Origin of the sequence: Pantoea deleyi, assembly GCF_022647325.1 — a bacterium.
Classification (GTDB): Bacteria; Pseudomonadota; Gammaproteobacteria; order Enterobacterales; family Enterobacteriaceae; genus Pantoea; species Pantoea deleyi.
The window spans coordinates 2,932,783-2,953,003 of record NZ_CP071405.1 but is presented as its reverse complement, the minus strand read 5'-3'; the positions used below and the strand labels follow the sequence as shown (position 1 = coordinate 2,953,003).

Annotated in this window: 18 protein-coding genes; 8 read left to right on the top strand and 10 right to left on the bottom strand. The window is 59.8% G+C overall.

Annotated elements, in window-relative coordinates; genetic code table 11:
* Window position 1: 1 nt before the first annotated feature.
* Window positions 2-1,876 carry a molecular chaperone HtpG gene (gene htpG / locus J1C59_RS13980; protein ID WP_128084164.1) on the top strand — a complete coding sequence of 625 codons (1,875 nt, stop codon included), beginning with the start codon at window positions 2-4 and terminating at the stop codon, window positions 1,874-1,876.
* A gap of 33 nt (window positions 1,877-1,909) precedes the next feature.
* Here htpG and J1C59_RS13975 read toward each other — a convergent pair whose 3' ends face one another.
* Window positions 1,910-2,779, bottom strand: coding sequence for a LysR substrate-binding domain-containing protein (locus J1C59_RS13975; RefSeq protein WP_128084163.1), 870 nt, complete (start codon window positions 2,777-2,779; stop codon window positions 1,910-1,912).
* A gap of 187 nt (window positions 2,780-2,966) precedes the next feature.
* On the opposite strand from J1C59_RS13975, the gene J1C59_RS13970 reads away from it, so the two are divergent.
* From J1C59_RS13970 to J1C59_RS13955, 4 genes are all read left to right on the top strand, one after another.
* Window positions 2,967-3,842, top strand: a complete 876-nt coding sequence (locus tag J1C59_RS13970; RefSeq protein ID WP_140917133.1) for a DUF6024 family protein — start codon at window positions 2,967-2,969, stop codon at window positions 3,840-3,842.
* A 114-nt stretch (window positions 3,843-3,956) separates the two neighbouring features.
* A complete protein-coding gene (gene adk, locus J1C59_RS13965; RefSeq protein WP_128084162.1) occupies window positions 3,957-4,601 on the top strand; it encodes an adenylate kinase in 645 nt (214 codons plus the stop codon).
* A gap of 113 nt (window positions 4,602-4,714) precedes the next feature.
* Entirely contained in the window at window positions 4,715-5,674 is a 960-nt protein-coding gene (gene hemH / locus J1C59_RS13960; protein ID WP_128084161.1) for a ferrochelatase, read from the top strand.
* A 57-nt stretch (window positions 5,675-5,731) separates the two neighbouring features.
* Entirely contained in the window at window positions 5,732-7,033 is a 1,302-nt protein-coding gene (locus J1C59_RS13955; protein WP_128084160.1) for an inosine/guanosine kinase, read from the top strand.
* A gap of 92 nt (window positions 7,034-7,125) precedes the next feature.
* On the opposite strand, the gene ybaL is transcribed toward J1C59_RS13955, so the two are convergent.
* Entirely contained in the window at window positions 7,126-8,820 is a 1,695-nt protein-coding gene (gene ybaL / locus J1C59_RS13950; RefSeq protein ID WP_128084159.1) for a YbaL family putative K(+) efflux transporter, read from the bottom strand.
* A gap of 570 nt (window positions 8,821-9,390) precedes the next feature.
* On the opposite strand from ybaL, the gene ushA reads away from it, so the two are divergent.
* Window positions 9,391-11,115 carry a bifunctional UDP-sugar hydrolase/5'-nucleotidase UshA gene (gene ushA, locus J1C59_RS13945; protein ID WP_140917192.1) on the top strand — a complete coding sequence of 575 codons (1,725 nt, stop codon included), beginning with the start codon at window positions 9,391-9,393 and terminating at the stop codon, window positions 11,113-11,115.
* A gap of 31 nt (window positions 11,116-11,146) precedes the next feature.
* On the opposite strand, the gene J1C59_RS13940 is transcribed toward ushA, so the two are convergent.
* On the bottom strand, window positions 11,147-11,581 hold the full coding sequence (locus tag J1C59_RS13940) for a multidrug/biocide efflux PACE transporter (protein WP_128084158.1): 435 nt from the start codon (window positions 11,579-11,581) through the stop codon (window positions 11,147-11,149).
* 89 nt (window positions 11,582-11,670) lie between these two features.
* Between J1C59_RS13940 and J1C59_RS13935 the strand changes: the two genes are divergently transcribed.
* A complete protein-coding gene (locus J1C59_RS13935; RefSeq protein WP_128084157.1) occupies window positions 11,671-12,540 on the top strand; it encodes a LysR family transcriptional regulator in 870 nt (289 codons plus the stop codon).
* On the opposite strand, the gene ybaK is transcribed toward J1C59_RS13935, so the two are convergent.
* The 3 genes from ybaK to copA all read right to left on the bottom strand — a co-directional run bounded on the left by ybaK (window position 12,537) and on the right by copA (window position 16,575).
* Complete coding sequence (gene ybaK, locus J1C59_RS13930) at window positions 12,537-13,016, bottom strand: Cys-tRNA(Pro)/Cys-tRNA(Cys) deacylase YbaK (RefSeq protein WP_140917134.1); 480 nt, start codon at window positions 13,014-13,016, stop codon at window positions 12,537-12,539. The two genes, J1C59_RS13935 and ybaK, sit on opposite strands and share 4 nt — an antisense overlap.
* Before the next feature lie 174 nt (window positions 13,017-13,190).
* Window positions 13,191-13,994 (bottom strand): TraB/GumN family protein, encoded by an 804-nt coding sequence (locus J1C59_RS13925; RefSeq protein ID WP_128084156.1) that lies wholly within the window; start codon window positions 13,992-13,994, stop codon window positions 13,191-13,193.
* A 70-nt stretch (window positions 13,995-14,064) separates the two neighbouring features.
* A complete protein-coding gene (gene copA / locus J1C59_RS13920; protein WP_140917135.1) occupies window positions 14,065-16,575 on the bottom strand; it encodes a copper-exporting P-type ATPase CopA in 2,511 nt (836 codons plus the stop codon).
* 96 nt (window positions 16,576-16,671) lie between these two features.
* Between copA and cueR the strand changes: the two genes are divergently transcribed.
* Complete coding sequence (cueR, locus tag J1C59_RS13915) at window positions 16,672-17,076, top strand: Cu(I)-responsive transcriptional regulator (RefSeq protein ID WP_128084155.1); 405 nt, start codon at window positions 16,672-16,674, stop codon at window positions 17,074-17,076.
* Here the strand turns inward: cueR and J1C59_RS13910 are convergent.
* The 4 genes from J1C59_RS13910 to J1C59_RS13895 all read right to left on the bottom strand — a co-directional run bounded on the left by J1C59_RS13910 (window position 17,064) and on the right by J1C59_RS13895 (window position 20,193).
* Complete coding sequence (locus J1C59_RS13910) at window positions 17,064-17,510, bottom strand: NfeD family protein (RefSeq protein WP_128084154.1); 447 nt, start codon at window positions 17,508-17,510, stop codon at window positions 17,064-17,066. The genes cueR and J1C59_RS13910 overlap by 13 nt on opposite strands.
* Window positions 17,510-18,424 carry an SPFH domain-containing protein gene (locus tag J1C59_RS13905; RefSeq protein WP_111138979.1) on the bottom strand — a complete coding sequence of 305 codons (915 nt, stop codon included), beginning with the start codon at window positions 18,422-18,424 and terminating at the stop codon, window positions 17,510-17,512. Before J1C59_RS13905 ends, J1C59_RS13910 begins: the two co-directional genes overlap by 1 nt.
* 58 nt (window positions 18,425-18,482) lie before the next feature.
* Window positions 18,483-19,340 carry a co-chaperone YbbN gene (locus tag J1C59_RS13900; protein WP_128084153.1) on the bottom strand — a complete coding sequence of 286 codons (858 nt, stop codon included), beginning with the start codon at window positions 19,338-19,340 and terminating at the stop codon, window positions 18,483-18,485.
* 79 nt (window positions 19,341-19,419) lie between these two features.
* On the bottom strand, window positions 19,420-20,193 hold the full coding sequence (locus J1C59_RS13895) for an SDR family oxidoreductase (RefSeq protein WP_128084152.1): 774 nt from the start codon (window positions 20,191-20,193) through the stop codon (window positions 19,420-19,422).
* Window positions 20,194-20,221 lie beyond the last annotated feature (28 nt).

The following is a 20,221-nucleotide window of genomic DNA, read 5'->3' as shown; positions in this document are numbered from 1 at the left end:
AATGACCATGAAAGGACAAGAGACCCGTGGCTTTCAGTCGGAAGTAAAACAACTTCTGCACCTGATGATCCATTCTCTCTATTCAAACAAAGAGATTTTCCTGCGTGAGCTGATCTCCAACGCCTCGGATGCGGCAGACAAGCTGCGCTTCCGCGCACTGTCCGATGCCAGCCTCTATGAAGGTGACGGCGAGCTGCGCGTGCGTCTCTCTGTTGATAAGGACAACCGTACCCTGACGCTCAGCGACAACGGTATCGGTATGCGTCGCGACGAGGTCATCGAGAACCTCGGCACTATCGCCAAATCGGGCACCAAATCCTTCCTGGAATCCCTGGGCTCCGATCAGGCTAAAGACAGCCAGCTGATCGGCCAGTTCGGTGTGGGTTTCTACTCCGCCTTTATCGTGGCGGACAAAGTTACCGTGCGCACCCGTGCCGCAGGCGCAGCCGCCGATGAAGGGGTGTTCTGGGAGTCGGCGGGCGAGGGCGAATATACCCTGGCTGAGATCGAGAAGGCCGATCGCGGCACCGAAATCACCCTGCATCTGCGCGAAGGCGAAGATGAGTTCCTGGATGCCTGGCGCGTCCGCAACATCATCAGCAAATACTCCGATCACATCGCGCTGCCGGTAGAGATCGAAGCCAAAGATGAAGAGGGCGAGGGCACGCACTGGGAGAAAATCAACAAAGCTCAGGCGCTGTGGACCCGCAACAAATCTGACATCAGTGATGAAGAGTACAACGAGTTCTACAAGCATATCGCGCACGACTTCAGCGACCCGGTCGCCTGGAGCCACAACCGCGTGGAAGGCAAGCAGGAGTACACCAGCCTGCTCTACATTCCGGCGCGCGCCCCGTTCGATATGTGGAACCGCGATCATAAACATGGCCTGAAACTCTATGTTCAGCGCGTCTTTATCATGGATGACGCCGAGCAGTTTATGCCGAACTACCTGCGCTTCGTGCGTGGCCTGATTGACTCCAACGATCTGCCGCTGAACGTCTCCCGTGAAATCCTGCAGGACAGCCGGGTGACCCAGAGTCTGCGCGGCGCGCTGACTAAGCGCACCCTGCAGATGCTGGAAAAACTGGCGAAAGATGACAGCGAAAAATACCAGACCTTCTGGAAAGAGTTTGGTCTGGTGCTGAAAGAGGGCCCGGCAGAAGATCACGCCAACCAGGAAGCGATCGCGAAGCTGCTGCGTTTCGCGACCACCCAGAGCGAGGGCGCGGCGCAGACCATTTCGCTGGAAGATTACGTCAGCCGCATGGTGGAAGGTCAGGAGAAGATTTACTACATCACCGCGGACAGCTATGCCGCTGCGAAGAGCAGCCCGCACCTGGAGCTGTTCCGCAAAAAAGGCATTGAAGTTCTGCTGCTCTCCGATCGCATCGACGAATGGATGATGAGCTACCTCACCGAGTTCGACGGCAAAGCGTTCCAGTCGGTCAGCAAGGCGGATGAATCGCTGAGCAAGCTGGCGGACGAAGAGACTGAGGAGCAGAAAGAGGCAGAAAAGGCGCTGGAGCCGTTTGTTGAGCGGGTGAAAAACCTGCTGGGCGAGCGCGTGAAAGAGGTGCGTCTGACGCATCGTCTGACCGACACGCCTGCCATCGTCACCACCGATGCCAACGAGATGACCACCCAGATGGCGAAGCTGTTTGCGGCGGCCGGACAGGAAGTGCCGGAAGTGAAGTATCTGTTTGAAATCAACCCGGATCACCCGCTGGTGAAACGCGTAGCGGATACGCAGGATGAAGCACGCTTCGGCGAGTGGATCGAGCTGCTGCTGGATCAGGCGCTGCTGGCTGAGCGCGGCACCCTGGACGATCCTAACCAGTTTATCCGTCGCATGAACCAGCTGCTGACGGCCTGATGCGAAAAAGCCGGTGAGATTCACCGGCTTTTTTTATGGCTGCGCGGCATCCAGCAGCCAGGCGCGAAACAGGCTGATCTCCCTGTCGTGACGGCGGTTCTGCTTTGTCATCATCCAGGTGGCGCGCTCCACACGCACAAACCCTAACGGGGCCAGCAGCGTTCCCTCCTCCAGCTCCCGGCGTACCAGCAGACGCGGTGCCATCAGGATCCCAAGACCACTTCGCGCAGCCTGAATACCCAGCGTCAGCGTCTCAAAATGCTGTCCGCCGTCAAACTGACCACGGCTTCCCGTTCTTTCTGCCCACTCCGACCAGGCGTGCCGCCGGGTATCTGCATGCAGCAGGGGCATTCGCCCCAGATCGCTGCCCGCGCGCAGCTGCGAGGCAAAGTGCGGGGCGCAGAGCGGGCCAATCTCCTCTTCGCTGACCAGGGTCGCGTCAATGTCGGCATCGGGTGGCTCACGCTGGCTCAGGATCAGCACATCCACATGTTCGCTGTGCAGCTGCGCCACCTCTGCCAGCGGCTGAAAGTGAACGTCGATCTCCGGATAGCGCTGATAAAAGGTGGCGATACGCGGGATCAGCCATTGCGATAAAAAGCTGGGGGGACAGGAGATGCGAATCTGCTCAAGCAGCCCGGTCCGGATCTGTTCGCAGCTGCTGCGCAATTCGCTGAAGGCCTGCTGACAGCTCAGCAGCAGCCGATCGCCGTGGGCGGTGAGTCTGACGCGGCCATTGCTGCGCACAAAGAGCGGTTTGCCCATCCAGCTCTCGAGCTGACGGATCTGATGACTGATGGCGCTGTGTGTGACATGCAGATGGACAGCCGCCACGCTAAAACTGCAGTGTAAGGCCGCCTGGTGAAAATAGTGCAGTGCCCTCAGTGGCGGCAAACCGTTCATCCTGATCCCCTGTGCAAAAAACTAACAGGGATTGTCAGTTTATATCATTTTAAAGTCCAGCCGCATTGACCTACTCTACAGGGCAAATTCTGGCGGGTTGACTCAGCCTTATATCTGTGATTTTTCATGGATATTCCGCCTCGCTTAACCAGCGCTCATGCCGCACCCTTACCAAAGCGAGACAGCCATGGCACACGATCCTCTATCCTCTGAAACGTCAGCAGAGGCGCGCCATCGGTTACGGCTGGCGCTTTCCCGCTTCTACAATCTGGAGCCGTTTGACCTCTTCTTTGCGCCTTCGCTGCATGTGGCGAAAGTTCTGCTTTCTCAGCTGTTTCTGCGGCAGGAGCAGGCGCGCAACCAGCAGCGTTACGCCTCGCGTTTTCCGATAACTGAACTGACTACCCTGCCAGCGGTGCCGCTGATTGCGGGCAGCATCATGCTGGTGCCGCACGTCGAACTGCCGAACGGGCGGGTGCGTCCGCTGCGCGACTGCCAGAACCAGGGTGTGACGGAGGCCAGCGAGAGCTTTGCCAGCGTGCTGCATCAGAGGCTGATCGAGGAAGCGCATCTGTTTGTGACCCGGCTGGATCGCCACGCGGAGATCTGCAGCGATCTGGTGCTGGTGGCGTTACGCACCTATGACTTCAGCACCCTGGTGCGCAGCGAACTGCGGCTGTTTGAGCAGGGGCTGACGCTGACGGCAATCCGGCAGGCGCTGCAGCGCATCCGCGATCCGCAGTGGCGGCCTTACAACGCCGCAACCGTCGATGCGCTCTCGCTCTCCGGCCCGCTGCCGCTCAGCTCCTCGCATCAGCCCGGCCTGCCGTTTGCCAGCTTTAACGTACCGGCCGCCCTGATTTCGACGCTGTCAGATGCTGACGATGTGGTGAAATGGCCGCAGCACTCCCGGCTGCAACTCAATGCGAACGTGCGCGGCAGCGGCAAAAAAAGTGTGAATATGACGCATCAGCTGAGCCGGCGGCTGCAGTTCCTGCTCGGCGCAGGCGGTAAATCTGAAAAAGCGGCGGGCAGACCCGGCGGACCCGGTTCAGGACGCTGAATCCCGCCAGATTGCCCGGCCCAATCCGCGCGCTTCCTTGTGATGCGCGGGTCATAATGGTATGTTCTTCCGCTTCGAAGATAGATCAATGCGATTCGCAAGGGGATTTACGCAATGCGTATTATTCTGCTCGGAGCTCCGGGCGCAGGTAAGGGGACTCAGGCCCAATTCATCATGGAGAAGTATGGCATTCCGCAAATCTCCACCGGCGACATGTTGCGTGCAGCGGTAAAAGCAGGCAGCGAGCTGGGCAACCAGGCGAAAGCCATCATGGATGCTGGCAAACTGGTGACCGATGAGCTGGTGATTGCGCTGGTCAAAGAGCGTATCACTCAGGAAGACTGCAAAAATGGTTTCCTGCTGGACGGTTTCCCACGCACCATTCCTCAGGCGGATGCAATGAAAGAAGCCGGGATCTCCGTTGATCACGTGCTGGAATTCGCTGTTCCGGATGAACTGATCGTTGAGCGTATCGTGGGCCGTCGCGTTCACACGCCATCCGGCCGCGTCTATCACGTCACCTTTAATCCACCGAAAGTGGAAGGCAAAGATGACGTGACCGGCGAAGAGCTGACCACCCGTAAAGACGATCAGGAAGAGACCGTGCGCAAGCGTCTGGTGGAGTACCATCAGATGACCGCGCCGCTGATTGCTTACTACAGCAAAGAAGCGGAAGCGGGCAACACCGCCTATCACAAAATCGACGGCACCCGTAAGGTGACCGAAGTGAGTGCCGAGCTGGCTAAGATCCTCGGCTAAGCGCGATGGGGCCGGGATTACCGGCCCCTTTTGCAGTAATTGCTTTTACCTCCCACTAATTCCGCTACAATTTCCCTGTTTTCACGCATCTCCGTAGTCATCAAGGAACTCAAATGAGGCAAGATAAGCCCGGCGTGTTACTGGTTAATTTAGGTACGCCAGACGCCCCAACCACACCTGCAGTTAAACGCTATCTCAAACAGTTTTTAAGCGATCCGCGCGTGGTCGATGCGCCGCGCTGGCTCTGGTGGCCGGTGCTCAATGCGGTGATTCTGCCGTTTCGCTCGCCGCGCGTCTCGAAGCTCTACGCCTCGGTCTGGATGGAAGGCGGCTCACCGCTGCTGGTTTACAGCCAGCGTCAGCGCGATGCTCTGGCGGCGCGCGTCGATATGCCCGTCGAACTGGGCATGAGCTACGGCAACCCGAGCCTGAAAAGCGCGGTCGATAAGCTGATGGCGCAGGGCGTCACCCGCCTGATTGTGCTGCCGCTCTATCCGCAGTTCTCCTGCTCCACCGTGGCGGCCGTATGGGATGGGCTGACAACCGTCTTCAGAGGTTACCGTTCGCTGCCCGACGTGCAGTTCATTCGTGACTACGCCGAACATCCGGCCTATATCGCCGCGCTGAAAGCGACGGTAGAGCGATCTTTTGAAAAGCATGGTCAGCCCGACCTGCTGGTTCTGTCGTTCCACGGCATTCCACAGCGCTTTGCCAACGAAGGCGACGACTATCCGCAGCGCTGCGCCGACACGACGGCGGCCCTGGTCAAAGCCCTGGGTCTGCGCGACGATCAGTACATGATGACTTTCCAGTCGCGCTTTGGCCGTGAGCCGTGGCTGATGCCCTATACCGACAAAACCATGGAGAGTCTGCCGGGCAAAGGGATAAAGCATGTGCAGGTGATGAGTCCGGGCTTCTCCTCAGACTGTCTGGAGACGCTGGAAGAGATCAGCGGTGAAAACTGTGAAATCTTTATGCACGCTGGCGGCGAAAAATTTGAGTATATCCCCGCGCTGAACGCCGATGAGGCGCATATCGATATGATGGTGCAACTGGTTAACGCGCGCCGTTAAAGCCAGGGCGGAGAGTGTGGTATCATTCTCCGCCTGTTATCCAGACGGCACCTCCCGATGAAATTTCCCGGCAAACGCAAATCCAAACATTACTTTCCCGTCAGCGCCCGCGACCCCCTGTTACAGCCTATTCAGCACGACGTTGACGCAGGCAGCTGGGTGGTGGGTATCGATCAGACGCTGGTCGATATTGAAGCCAGAGTCGATGACGCTTTTCTCGCCCGCTATGGCCTGAGCGCCGGGCACTCGCTGGTTATCGAAAATGATGTCGCGGAAGCGTTGTACAGTGAGCTGATGCGCGACGCGCTGATCACGCACCAGTTTGCCGGTGGCACCATCGGTAACACGCTGCACAACTTCTCAGTGCTGGCCGATGACCGTTCGGTGCTGCTGGGCGTAATGTGCAACAACATTCAGATCGGCGGTTACGCCTATCGCTACCTCTGCAACACCTCCAGCCGGGTCGATCTTAACCATCTGCAGGGCGTTGACGGCGCGATTGGCCGCTGCTTTACGCTGATTGGCGAACATGGCGAGCGAACCTTTGCGATCAGTCCCGGCCAGATGAATCAGCTGCATCCGGATAACGTGCCGGAAGCGGTGATTGCCGGTGCCTCTGCGCTGGTGCTGACCTCTTACCTGGTGCGCTGTGCCGAAGGGGAGCCGATGCCGCAGGCGACGCTGAAGGCAATTGAGTATGCCAAACGTCACAACGTGCCGGTCGTCCTGACGCTGGGCACCAAGCACGTCATCGCTGACAATCCTCAGTTCTGGCGCGACTTCCTGCGTGAACACGTCAGCATCGTGGCGATGAACGAAGAGGAGGCGCTGGCGCTGACCGGCGAGGCCGATCCGCTGCTCGCGTCCAACATGGCGCTGGACTGGGTCGATCTGGTGCTCTGCACCGCAGGCCCAATCGGTCTTTATATGGCGGGCTACACCGAAGACGAGTTCAAACGCAAAACCAATCATCCGCTGCTGCCGGGTGCGATTGCGGAATTTAACCAGTATGAGTTCAGCCGGGTAATGCGCCAGCAGGATTGCCAGCAGCCGCTGCGCGTCTTCTCGCATATCGCGCCTTACATGGGCGGGCCGGAAAAGATCATGAACACCAACGGCGCCGGCGATGGCGCGCTGGCAGCGTTGCTGCATGACATTACCGCCAATAACTATCATAGCCTCAACGTGCCTAACTCCAGCAAACATGCGCGGCCTTACCTGACCTACTCGTCGCTGGCGCAGGTCTGTAAGTATGCTAACCGTGTCAGCTATCAGGTGCTGAACCAGCACTCGCCGCGTTTAACCCGCGGCCTGCCGGAGCGGGAAGACAGCCTCGAAGAGTCTTACTGGGATCGGTAGCGCCTGGCCTTAAGGCGATAAAAAAGGCCCTTCTCAGCAGAAGGGCCTCACAGGAAACCATCAGCAGCCAGCCAGGCTCTGCTGAACAGGGATCAGCGCACCACCTCGCAGGGCTGTAAATCCTCGCCCTGCGTCATCTCATCCTGCAGGATCTGCAGCATACTGCTGGCAATCTCACGCTCGCCCATCACGACGCGGGTCGCGCCGCGTTCCATGATGTACTCCACTTCGTCATCATAATGAGCCCGGGCGATAATCTCGATATCAGGATGTTTTTCCCGCGCGGCGGTGACCACTTCACCCGCTTCGTAGCCATTCGGGATCGTCAGCAGCAGCCAGCGTGCGCAGTCGAGCCGTGCCAGCTCCATGGTCTCCGCGCGGGCGGCATTACCCAGCACCGCCCGGATGCCCCGTTCGCGCAGCGCTTCAACCCGGGTACGGGAGTTTTCCACCACCACCAGCGGGACATTCGCCTCCAGCAGTTTCTGACCAATCAGGCTGCCCACCCGGCCATAGCCTACGATCACCGCATGATTGCAGAAATCGACCGGGATCTGCTTCTCCTCTTCGATCGCCTCTTCCAGCGTCTGCTCTTCCATGCTCTCGGTTTTTGTCAGGAAACGCTCCAGCAGGCTAAACAGGATCGGGTTCAGCATGATCGACAGGATGGCGGCGGCCAGCACCAGGTTGCGCCCCTCATCACTCAGCAGGCCCAGTGAGATACCCAGACCGGCCAGGATAAAGGCGAACTCACCAATCTGCGCCAGGCTGACCGAGATAGTCAGGGCGGTACGGCGTGAGTGGCCGAGCAGCGACACCAGCAGCCAGGCGGCGACCGACTTACCGACCACGATAATCACCAGCGCGCCCAGCACGGCCAGCGGCTGCGTCACCAGGATCGCCGGGTCGAACAGCATGCCGACCGAAACGAAGAAGAGCACGGCAAAGGCGTCGCGCAGGGGCAGGGTATCGCGCGCGGCGCGCTGGCTCAGCTCTGACTCGTTCAGCACCATACCGGCGAAGAACGCGCCCAGCGCGAATGAGACATCGAAGAACTCGACCGCGCCAAAGGCGATACCCAGCGCCAGCGCTAACACCGCCAGCGTAAACAGCTCACGCGAACCGGTGGCGGCGCTGCGGGCCAGGATCCAGGGTACGGCGCGGCGTCCTACCACCATCATCAGCACCATAAAGGCCGCGACTTTCCCGATGGTCCACAGCAGGTCCCAGGCCAGCAGGCCGGCGCTGGCGTTGCCCTGTTCCAGCATGCCGGCAATCGCCGGCAGCAGCACCAGCGTCAGCACCATCACCAGATCTTCAACAATCAGCCAGCCAATCGCAATCTGCCCGCGCTGGCTATCGATCAGCTGCCGCTCCTCTAACGCGCGCAGCAACACCACGGTACTGGCGGTGGAGAGACAGAGACCAAACACCAGCCCGGTCATCCATGACCAGCCCAGCGTCCATGACAGCCCCATTCCCAGCAGCGTCGCGACCGCAATCTGTGCGATGGCACCGGGAATGGCGATCGACTTTACCGACATCAGATCTTTCATCGAGAAGTGCAGACCGACGCCGAACATCAGCAGAATAACGCCCAGCTCGGCCAGTTCAGGGGCCAGATTGGTATCGGCGACAAAGCCGGGGGTAAACGGGCCGGCCAGCACGCCCGCGATCAGGTAGCCGACCAGAGGCGAAATGCGCAGGCGATTTGCCAGCATCCCAAGGAGAAATGCCAGAACCAAAGCTCCGACAATGGTGGTGATCAACGGTGTGGTGTGATGCATGCCTGTCTCCTTGTATGCAAATGTATCCGCTTGTAACAAACGAGTTTAATGCAAAATCTATTCTTTCGCTGTGTAATTTGCGGGAATAGCTGCAAAAAATCGTAAAAAAAGGGAGATGTGCAATCGGAAGGGCGTTTTAGCGCATTATCCACAATATTGGCCGATTTGACGGTTTAAACCGGGCCGGATAAACAAAACTTACCCCCGTTAAAGACCCGGCAGCGGATCGGTTTACGCGGAAAATGCGTCTGCCGCGAGGATAAAGTCTGTCAGCCGCCGTTTTGCTGGTGTAAACAACCGATTAGCATCATTCGTATCACTCCGCCGCTGCCACCTCGACAGAAACCGGCGTTCGGAAACGGGGCCTGACGGGCGCCCTGATAGGCAGAAAAACCGGATCAGCGATGAAAAGCCGCCTCTCTCCAGCAGCGCAAACGCGAGTTGGCCTTGAGTTCGCCGGGGGAATGTGCGACACAGTGGGGCAAAGAGGCAGAAAATCGGGCCAGACGGTTATTAAGGAGAATCACAGTGTTGTTTTCAAAATGGACAGGGGCGGGCGCGGCGTTACTGATGGCCCTGATGCCGCTGTTATCACAGGCCGCCGAGGCCGATCGCACCTATCGCTTCAGCCTGCTGCACACCAATGATGAGCACGGACATTTCTGGTTCAACGAGCAGGGCGAATATGGCCTGGCGGCGCAGAAAACCCTGATGGATACGATGCGCTACGATGTGCAGGCCAGAGGCGGGGGCGCCCTGATCCTCTCTGCCGGTGATGTGAATACGGGCGTACCGGAATCGGACGAACTGGATGCCGAACCCGATTTCCGCGCGATGAACCTGATTGGCTACGATGCCATGACGCTGGGCAATCATGAGTTCGACAAGCCGATTGCGGTTCTGCGCAAGCAGGAGAAGTGGGCGCGCTTCCCGCTGCTGGCCGCCAACGTTTATCAGAAAAGCAGCGGCCAGCGTCTGTTTAAGCCGTGGGCCGTCTTCAACCGTCTCGGGCTGAAGATTGCGGTCGTCGGGCTGATCACGCCGGACACGGCAAAACTCGCCAATCCCGCAGGCCTCAAAGATACGGAGTTTCGCGATCCTGTCGCCGAAGCGGTGAAGGCGGTGAAGGAACTGCGTGCGACGGAGAAGCCGGACGTCATTGTCGCACTGACCCATCTTGGTCACTATGACGATGGCCAGCACGGCAGCAACGGCATCGATGACGTCACCCTGGCGCGCAGCCTGCCGGCCGGCACGATCAATCTGATCGTCGGCGGGCATTCACATGACGCGGTCTGCATGGAAAAAGAGAACGTCAGCGTAAAAAATTACCAGCCCGGCCAGCCGTGTCAGCCCGATAAGCAGAACGGGATCTGGATCATGCAGGCCGACAAGTGGGGCAAATATGTCGGGCGGGGCGACTTCACGTTCCGCAACGGTGAGGTGTCGCTGGAGGCATATCAGCTGGTGCCGGTCAACCTTAAGCATCCGGTGAAGAATGCGGATGGCAGCGAAACCTGGCTCAACTGGCAGGAGGAGATCCCGAAGAATACCGCCATGATGAAGCTGCTGATGCCGTTCCAGAAACGGGCCGAAGCGAAGTTAACCGAAAGTGTAGGCAGCGCCGATGGCAGCTTCAGCGGCGAGAAAGAGCAGGTCCGCTTTCAGCAGACCAGTCTGGGTCAGCTGATCCTGCGGGCGCAGATGGCGCACACCAAAGCCGATTTCGGGGTGATGAGCGGCGGAGGCATCCGCACCTCGCTGAAATCGGGCAAGCTGAACTGGCGCGATCTGCTGCAGGTTCAGCCGTTTGGTAATCAGGTGGTGTCGGTCAGCCTGACCGGTGCGGAAATTAAACGCTATCTGGCGGTGGTCGCGAATATTCAGCCTGATTCCGGTGGGTATGCGCAGTTTGCCGGCATCGGTCTGACTGCCGATGGAAAAGGGGTCACTAACGTCACGATTAACGGTAAGCCGATCGACGACGCGCAGCACTATCGCATGGCGACAAACAGCTTCAATGCGGCGGGCGGCGATGGCTATCCGCGACTGGACAATCATGCCGGTTATCTCAACACCGGCGCCGTCGATGCGCAGGTCCTGCGTGACTGGATCAGGACGCATTCGCCGGTGAAAGCCAGCGACTATCAGCCGAAGGGACAGATCGTGCACCTGACCGGGGAGCAGATCCGGGCCAGGGATGAAGCGGCGGAAAAAGCGCGTAAACGTAACTATCCAAAAATGATTCTGGCGTGGATCTGGCCGTGGGGACATGAAACGGCCGCCTCGCATTGAACGCACCGGGAGGCGCCTGCGCCTCCCGTTTTTATGACGTCCGGCAGGGGTGACGTCTGATCCAGCGCTCGCGCAGTTTGTCCCAGGCCCAGTTGTAGAGCATCGTGTAGGGCAGGAAGAAGAGGAAAAAGACGATTTCCACCAGCAGCGCCTGCCACAGAGAGATATGCAGCATCGCGGCCGCAATCGGCAGGCCAATCAGGATAAACCCGCCTTCAAATCCCAGCGCATGGAGTATGCGCACGCCCGTTCCGCGTTTCTGGCCTGGCGCATAGAGACGATCAAACCCGCTGTTGTAGATCATGTTCCAGAGCATCGCGACAGTCGAGAGTATGATCGCCAGCGATCCCATCTGAAACAGGGGCTTATCCATCATCCAGGCCGCCAGCGGCGACACGGTCAGAATTGCCAGGGTTTCAAAACAGACAGCGTGCAGGATACGTTCTTTCAGTGAGCGGGTACGCATGATTCATTCTCCTTCCATAATGCGGCGCATTCTTACACGCCGGAATGGTAAGATAAAATGACTACCTATCGGAAAAAGCGATGGATTAAATGCGTTACTCCCCGGAATCCCTTGAGGCGTTTATGCAGACCGTGGCGAGCGGATCCTTCTCCGCTGCGGCACGCGCGCTGGGTAAAAGCCAGTCCACCATCAGCGCGGCGGTCGCCAGTCTGGAAGACGATCTCGGCTTTGCGCTGTTTGATCGCGCGGGGCGTCAGCCGATACTCACCGAGCAGGGGCGCCGCGTCGTCCCGCAGATCCAGCAGATCCTGTCGGCGAGTGAACGGCTGGATGCGCTGGCCATACGGCTGTCGCAGGGCGTCGAGCCGCGCCTCAGTTTTGCCATGTCCGATTTCTGGCAGACCGATCACCACGAACAGCTGCTCAGGCAGTTTGATGCCCGCTATCCGGAGATTGAGCTGGAGGTGATGATTGCTGAAGATGGCGACGTACTGGATCTGCTGCAGGCCGGGCGGGTCCATCTGGGCGTGGTGCGGGCGCAGCCTGTTCTGCCGGTGGATATCGCGGTGGCACGCCTGCAGGTTGAGGCGCAGATGGCGGTCTTTTTACATCGCGACCATCCACTGGCGCGGCATACCACCCTCAGCGAAAGCGAACTGGAAGGGGTGCGGCACCTGCGGTTAAACACCTGGGTGGAGGCCGCTGAACCCGCGCCGACCGGGCGTATCTGGTCAGCGCCAACCTATCTGCTGCTGCTGGAGATGGCGGAGCAGGGGTTTGGCTGGACGATTCTGCCGCGCTGGCTGGTGAAACAGTTCGGGCATGGCGTCCTGAAGGAGCTGTCGATGCCAGGCTGGCCGCAGCATATCGCGGTGGAGGTGGTCTGGTCACGACGCACCCCACCCGGCCCGGCGGGGCGCTGGATGATCGACCAGCTCTGCGCTCAGCCCCGGGTTTAGTCGTGGCGGGCGATATCGGCAAAGGGGGCATCCAGCAGGCGGGCCAGATCTTCAGGTGCCAGTTCGATATCCAGCCCGCGTTTGCCGCCGGAGATAAACATGGCGTTGAATGCGCGGGCGGAGTGATCGATCACTGTCGGCAGCCGTTTTTTCTGGCCGAGCGGGCTGATCCCCCCCACCAGATAGCCCGTTACCCGCTGTGCCAGTTGCGGATCGGCCATCTCAGCCTTTTTTGCGCCCAGCGCCTTCGCCACCTTTTTCAGATCCAGCTGGGTGGGTACCGGCGTGACCGCGACGGCCAGCTGTTTCGCCTCACCATTCAGCGCCACCAGCAGCGTTTTAAACACCTGACGCGCGTCCAGATTCAGTTTCCGGACCGCTTCATCACCAAAATGGGTTTCGCTGCTGTCATGTTCATAAGGGTGAAGCGTGAAGCTGACCTTCTGTTTTTCCAGCAATTTTACGGCGGGCGTCATACAGGTTCCTTACTCAGAAAAATCTTATTACGCTTAAACAGGGAAAAAGGTGGCGAAAGTTTGTGCTTTGAGTGAAAATTGGCCGCGCGCCAGCAATCCGATTGCTGAGCGATAACCAGAATCATAAACAAATTCCTCTTTGACGGGCCGATAATGTTATCGGCTCTCTTTTTTTCAGGGCCGCTTCAGCATCGCCGGCAGATTGTCTTCACCATAGAGGTGCAGGGCACCGACCGCCACCACATAGTTTCCCGCCGCCAGCGCCCGCAGCCGGTGACACCACTGCGCATTACGCTGCCCGATCAGCGTCTCGTTCAGCGCCTGGCTGAAGGTAGCAGGCAGGGTGATTTCGGGCTGACGTGGTGGCGTATCCAGCCACCAGCTCACCATCATCTGCAGCAGTCGCGCGTTGGTGTGCCAGTGTTGCAGCGTGTCCTGCAACAGCGCCATGCCATCATCCGGCAGCGCGGTCAGCAGGGCGATCTGCGCATCGGCCCCTTCCAGTTCAATCACCGGCTTGTTAAGTCCCTTAGCCGCCTGTAAAAGCTGATAATCGATGCCGTAGTCCGGACGCAATCCCAGCCGCTGGGCCTGCTGAGCCTGCAGCATCAGCGCGACCTGCCAGGCCGGCAGATGATCCAACAGGCTCAGATCCAGACTCATCTCCTGACACAGCGCGGTCAGGCTCTGCATCGCATGGCTGTCCAGACGGGCAGAGAGCGCCGGACGATCGCCGCGATGATCAAAGGGGGAGCCTCCCTGGGTAATATCGGCTTCCACAATCAGTGCATCCGCCTGCTGTAGCTGACGCAGCAGGCGGGCGGGCAGCGGCTGCATATCGCGCGTGCCCATATGGATGCTGCCAACCAGATGCAGATGACGATCGCCAAGCCGGACATCCATCGCAGGCCAGCGATAACTGGCGGGAAAAAGTTGGCTGAAAAAGCCGCGCAGTGAGCGCCAAACGTTGCCTGACATTCCCGTTCCTTAGCGATTCAAAACCCCATGCTAGCGACTTCAGCGCGTGAAAAACAGCGCTGAAACGGGATTACGGACGCGGCGGCCGGTAACGCAGCAGCCGGTTGGCATTGCTGACCACGGTGATGGAGGAGAGCGCCATCGCGGCACCCGCCACAATCGGGCTGAGCAGGGTACCGGTCAGCGGATAAAGCACCCCGGCCGCCACCGGAATACCGATGCTGTTATAGATAAATGCGCCAAACAGGTTCTGCCGGATATTGCGCAGCGTGGCAGAAGAGAGGGCTAACGCATCCGCCACGCCGTTAAGATCGGCGCGCATCAGCGTAATGCCTGCGGTTTCGACCGCCACATCACTGCCGCCGCCCATCGCTATCCCCACATCGGCCTGCGCCAGCGCTGGCGCATCGTTGATGCCGTCGCCCACCATCGCGACGCGACGACCCTGCTGCTGTAACTGCGCGATGGCCCTGGCTTTGCCTTCCGGCAGCACCCCCGCAATCACCTCATCGATTCCGGCTTCGTCAGCAATAGCACGCGCGGTCTTCTCATGATCGCCGGTCAGCATAATCAGGCGATAGCCCTGCTGATGCAGGCGTTTCAGCGCCGCACCGCTCTCTGGCCGCAGCGCATCGCGCAATGCCATCAGGCCAGTGAGCTGACCCTGTTCGGCCAGTAAGACTGGCGTGGCACCCTGTTGCGTCAGGCGCGCTATCTCTGCTTCTGCCGCCCAGCAGTCCACGCCGTTGTCCTGCAGCAGCGCGACGTTGCCCAGCAGCAGCGTTCTGCCATCCAGCGTACCGCTGACCCCTTTGCCACGTATTGTACGAAATTGCGTTAATCCGGGAGCGTGGGGCTGTTTTGCGGCCTCCACGATGGCTTTCGCCAGCGGATGACCCGAGGTCAGTTCCAGCGCCGCCGCCGTGTTCAGCACGTCTTCGCGGCGGGCTCCGCCCCAGGTCAGCACCTCACTGACCTGCGGTGTGCCTGCCGTCAGCGTGCCGGTTTTATCAAAGACCAGGGTGTCGATCTCGCTGGCACGCTGCAGGGCGTCTGCATCGCGCACCAGCACGCCCAGCTCGGCCGCGCGGCCTACACCGGCAATAATTGACATGGGAGTCGCCAGGCCCAGCGCGCAGGGGCAGGCGATAATCAGTACGGTTGTGGCAATCACCAGCATGTAGGCGATCTGCGGCTGCGGCCCGAACAGATACCAGACCGCGCCGCTCAGCAGGGCGATCAGCACCACAACGGGCACGAATACGGCAGAGATGCGGTCGGCCAGCCGCCCCACATCCGGTTTGCTGCTTTGCGCCTGACGTACCAGCCGGATAATGCGCGAGAGGGTGGTATCGTTGCCGGTCGCCCGGGCGACGAAGGTGACCGATCCATCCTGCACCAGGGTACCGGCAAAGATCGCCGCACCCGAACCTTTGGTCTGCGGCACCGCTTCGCCGGTCAGCATCGCCTCATCAAACCAGGCTTCACCGGTGCTGATTTCACCATCAACCGGTACCCGATCGCCGGTGACCAGGCGCAGCGTCATGCCGGACGTTACGGCGCTGACCGGGATCATCCGGTCACCCCCGGGATCAACCAGGCGCGCCTGGGCGGGCGTCAGGTCCAGCAGCCGCTCCAGCGCCTCAGACGATCGCTGACGTGCGCGCTGCTCAAGGGCGTGCCCCAGATTGATCAGACCCAGAATCATCACGCTGGCTTCGAAGTAGAGATGGCGCGCCTGAGGCGGGAAAAAGTCGGGCCACAGCACCACGCTGAATGAGTAGATCCAGGCGGCGCCTGTACCCAGCGCCACCAGCGTATCCATGGTGGCGCTGCCATTGCGCAGACTGCGCCAGGCGCTGCGATAGAAGTGGCTGCCGGTGAGCACCATGATCAGCAGGGTCAGCATTCCCAGTCCGCGCCAGAGGCCCTGATTGCTGTCGGTGAGCATCATGTTATCGCCCACCATGCCCCAGATCATCAGCGGCACGCCGAACGCCAGCGCGACCCCAGCCTGCCAGCTGAACCGGCGCATCGCGCTGCGGGCGCTGTGCTGCTGCTTTTCGCGGCGATCCTGTTCGTTATCCACCACCTCTGCACCATAGCCCGCGGCATCGACGGCGGCCACCAGCTGCTGCGGGTCGGCGTGACCCAGCACCAGCGCGCTGCGTTCGCCGAGGTTGACCCGCGCCTGGCTGACGCCTGTAACCTGCTGCAGCGCCTTTTCCACCCGACTGACGCAGCTGGCGCAGCTCATGCCCTCAATCAGCAGCATATGGGTGGACTGTGTGTTGTCTGCCGGATGAGAAGCGGACTCCGTTGTCAGCGCCTCCGGCGGCGGCTCCGATGCTGTCAACGGTTCAGGCTTTGGGGAAGCCGCCGGTTTCAGCGTGGCGTGATATCCCGCCTGCTCGATGGTGGCGATCAGCGCAGCGGCGTCCGCCTGACCGGAAACATGCGCCTCCTGCTGGGTGACATCGGCGTGATCAACATCGTCGCGCTGTTCCAGTGCCTCTTTAACGCGTTTGACACAGTGACCACAGGAGAGGCCATCAAGTGCCAGAGAAAGGGTATGTGACATCATCAACTCCCTGGTTAGCAGATTTGACCCGCAGGCCAGTTTCGATTCATGCTTAAGCATAAACCTTCCATCAAGGGGAAGGTCAAGGGGACCAGAATGAACATCAGCGATGTGGCGAAGAAGACCGGACTGACCAGCAAGGCGATCCGTTTTTACGAAGAGAAGGGGGTCGTCACCCCGCCGTTACGCAGTGAAAATGGCTACCGCAGCTACAACGCGCATCATCTTGATGAGCTGAACCTGCTGCGCCAGGCGCGGCAGGTCGGCTTTACGCTGGATGAGTGCCGTGAGCTGGTGGCGCTGTTTAACAATCCGTCACGTCACAGCGCGGATGTGAAAGCCCGCACGCTACAGAAAGCGGATGAGATCGCGGCGCATATTGAAGAGCTGCATGTGATGCGGGCGCGACTGCTGGCGCTGGCGGAGGCCTGTCCGGGCGATGAGGGAGCGGAGTGCCCCATCATCAACAGTCTGGCCGGATGCGCGCATCAGCGGGGCTGAATACGCAGGGTGATCCCCTCTATGCACACCACCACGACCGGCGTACCCGCGGGCAGATCCTGCTCCGCCTCCACCCGCCAGCTGCTGTCTCCGACGCGCACATGGCCGGTGCGGTTATGCAGCGCGCTCTCCAGGGTGAGCTGCAGACCGATCATCTGCCTGCCGCGCGCGTTCAGGGTTGTGGACGGCTGATGCGTTTCACGCTGGCGCATCCAGCGATACCACAGGAAAACGCAGACCAGCGTCAGTACGGCAAACAGCGAGCCCTGGGTGGTCCAGCTGAGCGGGACGATCCACTCAATGATGCCGACGATCAGCGCGGCCAGCCCGCTCCACAGGAGGTAACCGCTGGTGCCCAGCATCTCCGCCGCCAGCAGTAATCCGCCCAGCGTCAGCCAGAACCAGTGTGGATGCGCAATGATCCCGACCAGCATCAGCGTGTCGACTCAGTGCGTGATTCCTTCAGCAGTTCACCAATGCCCGCAATCGAACCGAGCAGACTGCTTGCCTCCAGCGGCATCATCACCACTTTACTGTTGTTGGCCTCGCCGATTTTCTGCAGCGCATCGGTGTATTTCTGCGCCACGAAGTAGTTGATGGCCTGAATATCGCCGGCCGCGATCGCTTCCGAAACCATCTTCGTGGCATTCGCTTCAGCCTCAGCCTGACGTTCACGCGCTTCTGCCTGCAGGAACGCCGAGGTACGTTCACCTTCGGCCTTGAGGATCTGCGACTGCTTATCCCCTTCGGCCCGCAGGATCGCCGCCTGGCGCACACCTTCGGCCGTCAGAATATCGGCGCGCTTGGTTCGCTCCGCTTTCATCTGTGCATTCATCGCTCCCACCAGCTCCTGCGGCGGACGCACGTCGCGGATTTCGATGCGGGTGATCTTAACGCCCCACGGGTTGGTCGCCTCATCCACAATATGCAGCAGCCGGGTATTGATGCTGTCACGCTGAGAGAGCATCTCGTCCAGCTCCATGCTGCCCAGCACGGTACGCATATTGGTCATGGTGAGATTCAGGATCGCCTGTTCAAGATTGCTGACCTCATAGGCGGCGCGCGCCGGGTCAACCACCTGGATGAAGCAGACGGCATCGATGGTCACATTGGCGTTATCTTTGGAGATAATCTCCTGAGAGGGGATATCCAGCACCTGTTCCATCATATTGATCTTACGACCGACACGATCCATGAACGGGATCACCAGGCTCAGTCCTGGCGTCAGGGTGCGGGTGTAACGGCCAAAACGCTCAACCGTCCACTGAAAGCCCTGCGGCACAATTTTAACGGTCGCCCAGACCGCCACCAGCGCCAGAATAATCAGGGCGGGAATGACTGTAATCATATAACCTCCACATTGTCAGATTGACGGGCCGAGTCGCTTCGGCCCGCGGTGATGCCGGTTAGTAGAGCAGGGAGTAGAGCTGACGGCGATAACGGGCGGCAAGTGCATCGCCGGTTCCCAGCGCCGCCAGAATCTCCTGCAGCATTTTACGCGCCTGGCCATCAGCGGCATTGAGATCGGATTTCAGGAAGCTGAACAGCAGTTCCAGGGCTTCTTCGTTCCGGCCAACCTGATGCAGCTGTAACGAGAGTTTAGCAGCCAGCCCGGCGTTAGTCGGATCCGCATCCAGCTCCGATTGCAGTTGCTGAATCTCTGGCGTGTCTGCGGCCTGCTTCAGCAGATCGATCTGCGCCATCAGGCTCTGATAGCGGGTGTCCTGATCCTGAAGCGGTACTGCCTTCAGCACCGCTTCCGCTTCATCGCTGCGGCTCAGCGTAATCAGCACCTCGGCCAGCAGGAAACCGATCTCGCTGGCCTGATTGCTCAGCTGCCACGCCTCTTTCAGCAGCGGCAGCGCCTCCAGCGGTTTACCTTCCTGCATCAGCAGCATCGCCTGCTGCGCCTTCAGCTCCTCTTCACGCGGCAGGACTTTTTCCAGCAGGGCGCGGATCGCCTCTTCCGGCTGCGGCCCCTGGAAGCCGTCAACCGGCTGACCATCCTGGAACAGATAGACGGTCGGGATGGATCGCAGACCAAACTGCGCCGCTACCCGTTGCTCTCTGTCACAATCCAGTTTTGCAAGAATAAACTGTCCCGCGTACTCCTGCGCCAGGCGCTCCAGCACCGGCGTCAGCTCCAGACAGTGCTGGCTGCGCTCAGACCAGAAGTAGAACAGCACCGGCAGCTGCATCGACTGCTCAAGGGTCTGCTGCAGGTTAGATTCGTTGATGTCGACGATCGAAGCTTGTGGTGACATGAATAAGTCTCTTTGCAAAAAGTGTTCTAAGGATATGGGGCCAACTGGCCCGGCTTCAAGCGTAATTGCGCCCGGTGAATCAGTGGCTGCGCAAAATGCGATCCAGCATCCAGCCAGGCAGTAACCGTTTCAGCAGGCTCATGACATGTGCGACCACTGTCACCGGATAGCGTAAACGCGGATGAGGGCTCTCGAGTGCGTGACGCAGTTTAGGCAGAATAGCCTCCGGTGGCAGGGTAAAGCGCGCTGCGATGCCGGGATTGCGCACCGGATTATGCTGTTCGCCCTGGGTCACGTTGTCAGTAAAGCGGGTCTCAATCGGACCGGGTTCAATCAGGCTGACCCGAATCCCGCTGCTGCGCACCTCAAGCCGCAGCGCATCGCTCCAGGCCTCCAGCGCATACTTACTGGCGGCATAGGCGCCACGGCCAGGCGTCGAGATCAGTCCCAGCACCGAACTGGTGTTAACAATGCGGCCATCGCCGCTGGCCTGCAGGGCCGGCAGGAGGCGCAGGGTCAGCTGATGAACGCCAAAGAAGTTGCTGGAAAACTGCTGTTCCAGCTGCTGACGGGAAAGCGTCCGCAGCGGGCCATAGAGACCAAAACCGGCGTTGTTAAACAGCGCCGCCAGACGGTTGTCACAGAGCGCGAGCACGGTATCCGCCGCCTGATCCACACTCTGCGGGTCGTCGAGATCCAGCTGTAAGCCCGTAAACCCCAGCGTGTTCATGCGCAGGACATCGTCCGCTTTGCGGCAGGCGGCGATGACCCGGTAACCCCGTGCCAGCAAATCCTGCGCGGCAACCAGGCCAATACCGCTGGAACAACCTGTAATCAGAATGGTTTTTTGCATTTCTTTACCCTTTTTGCGCATCCAGGCG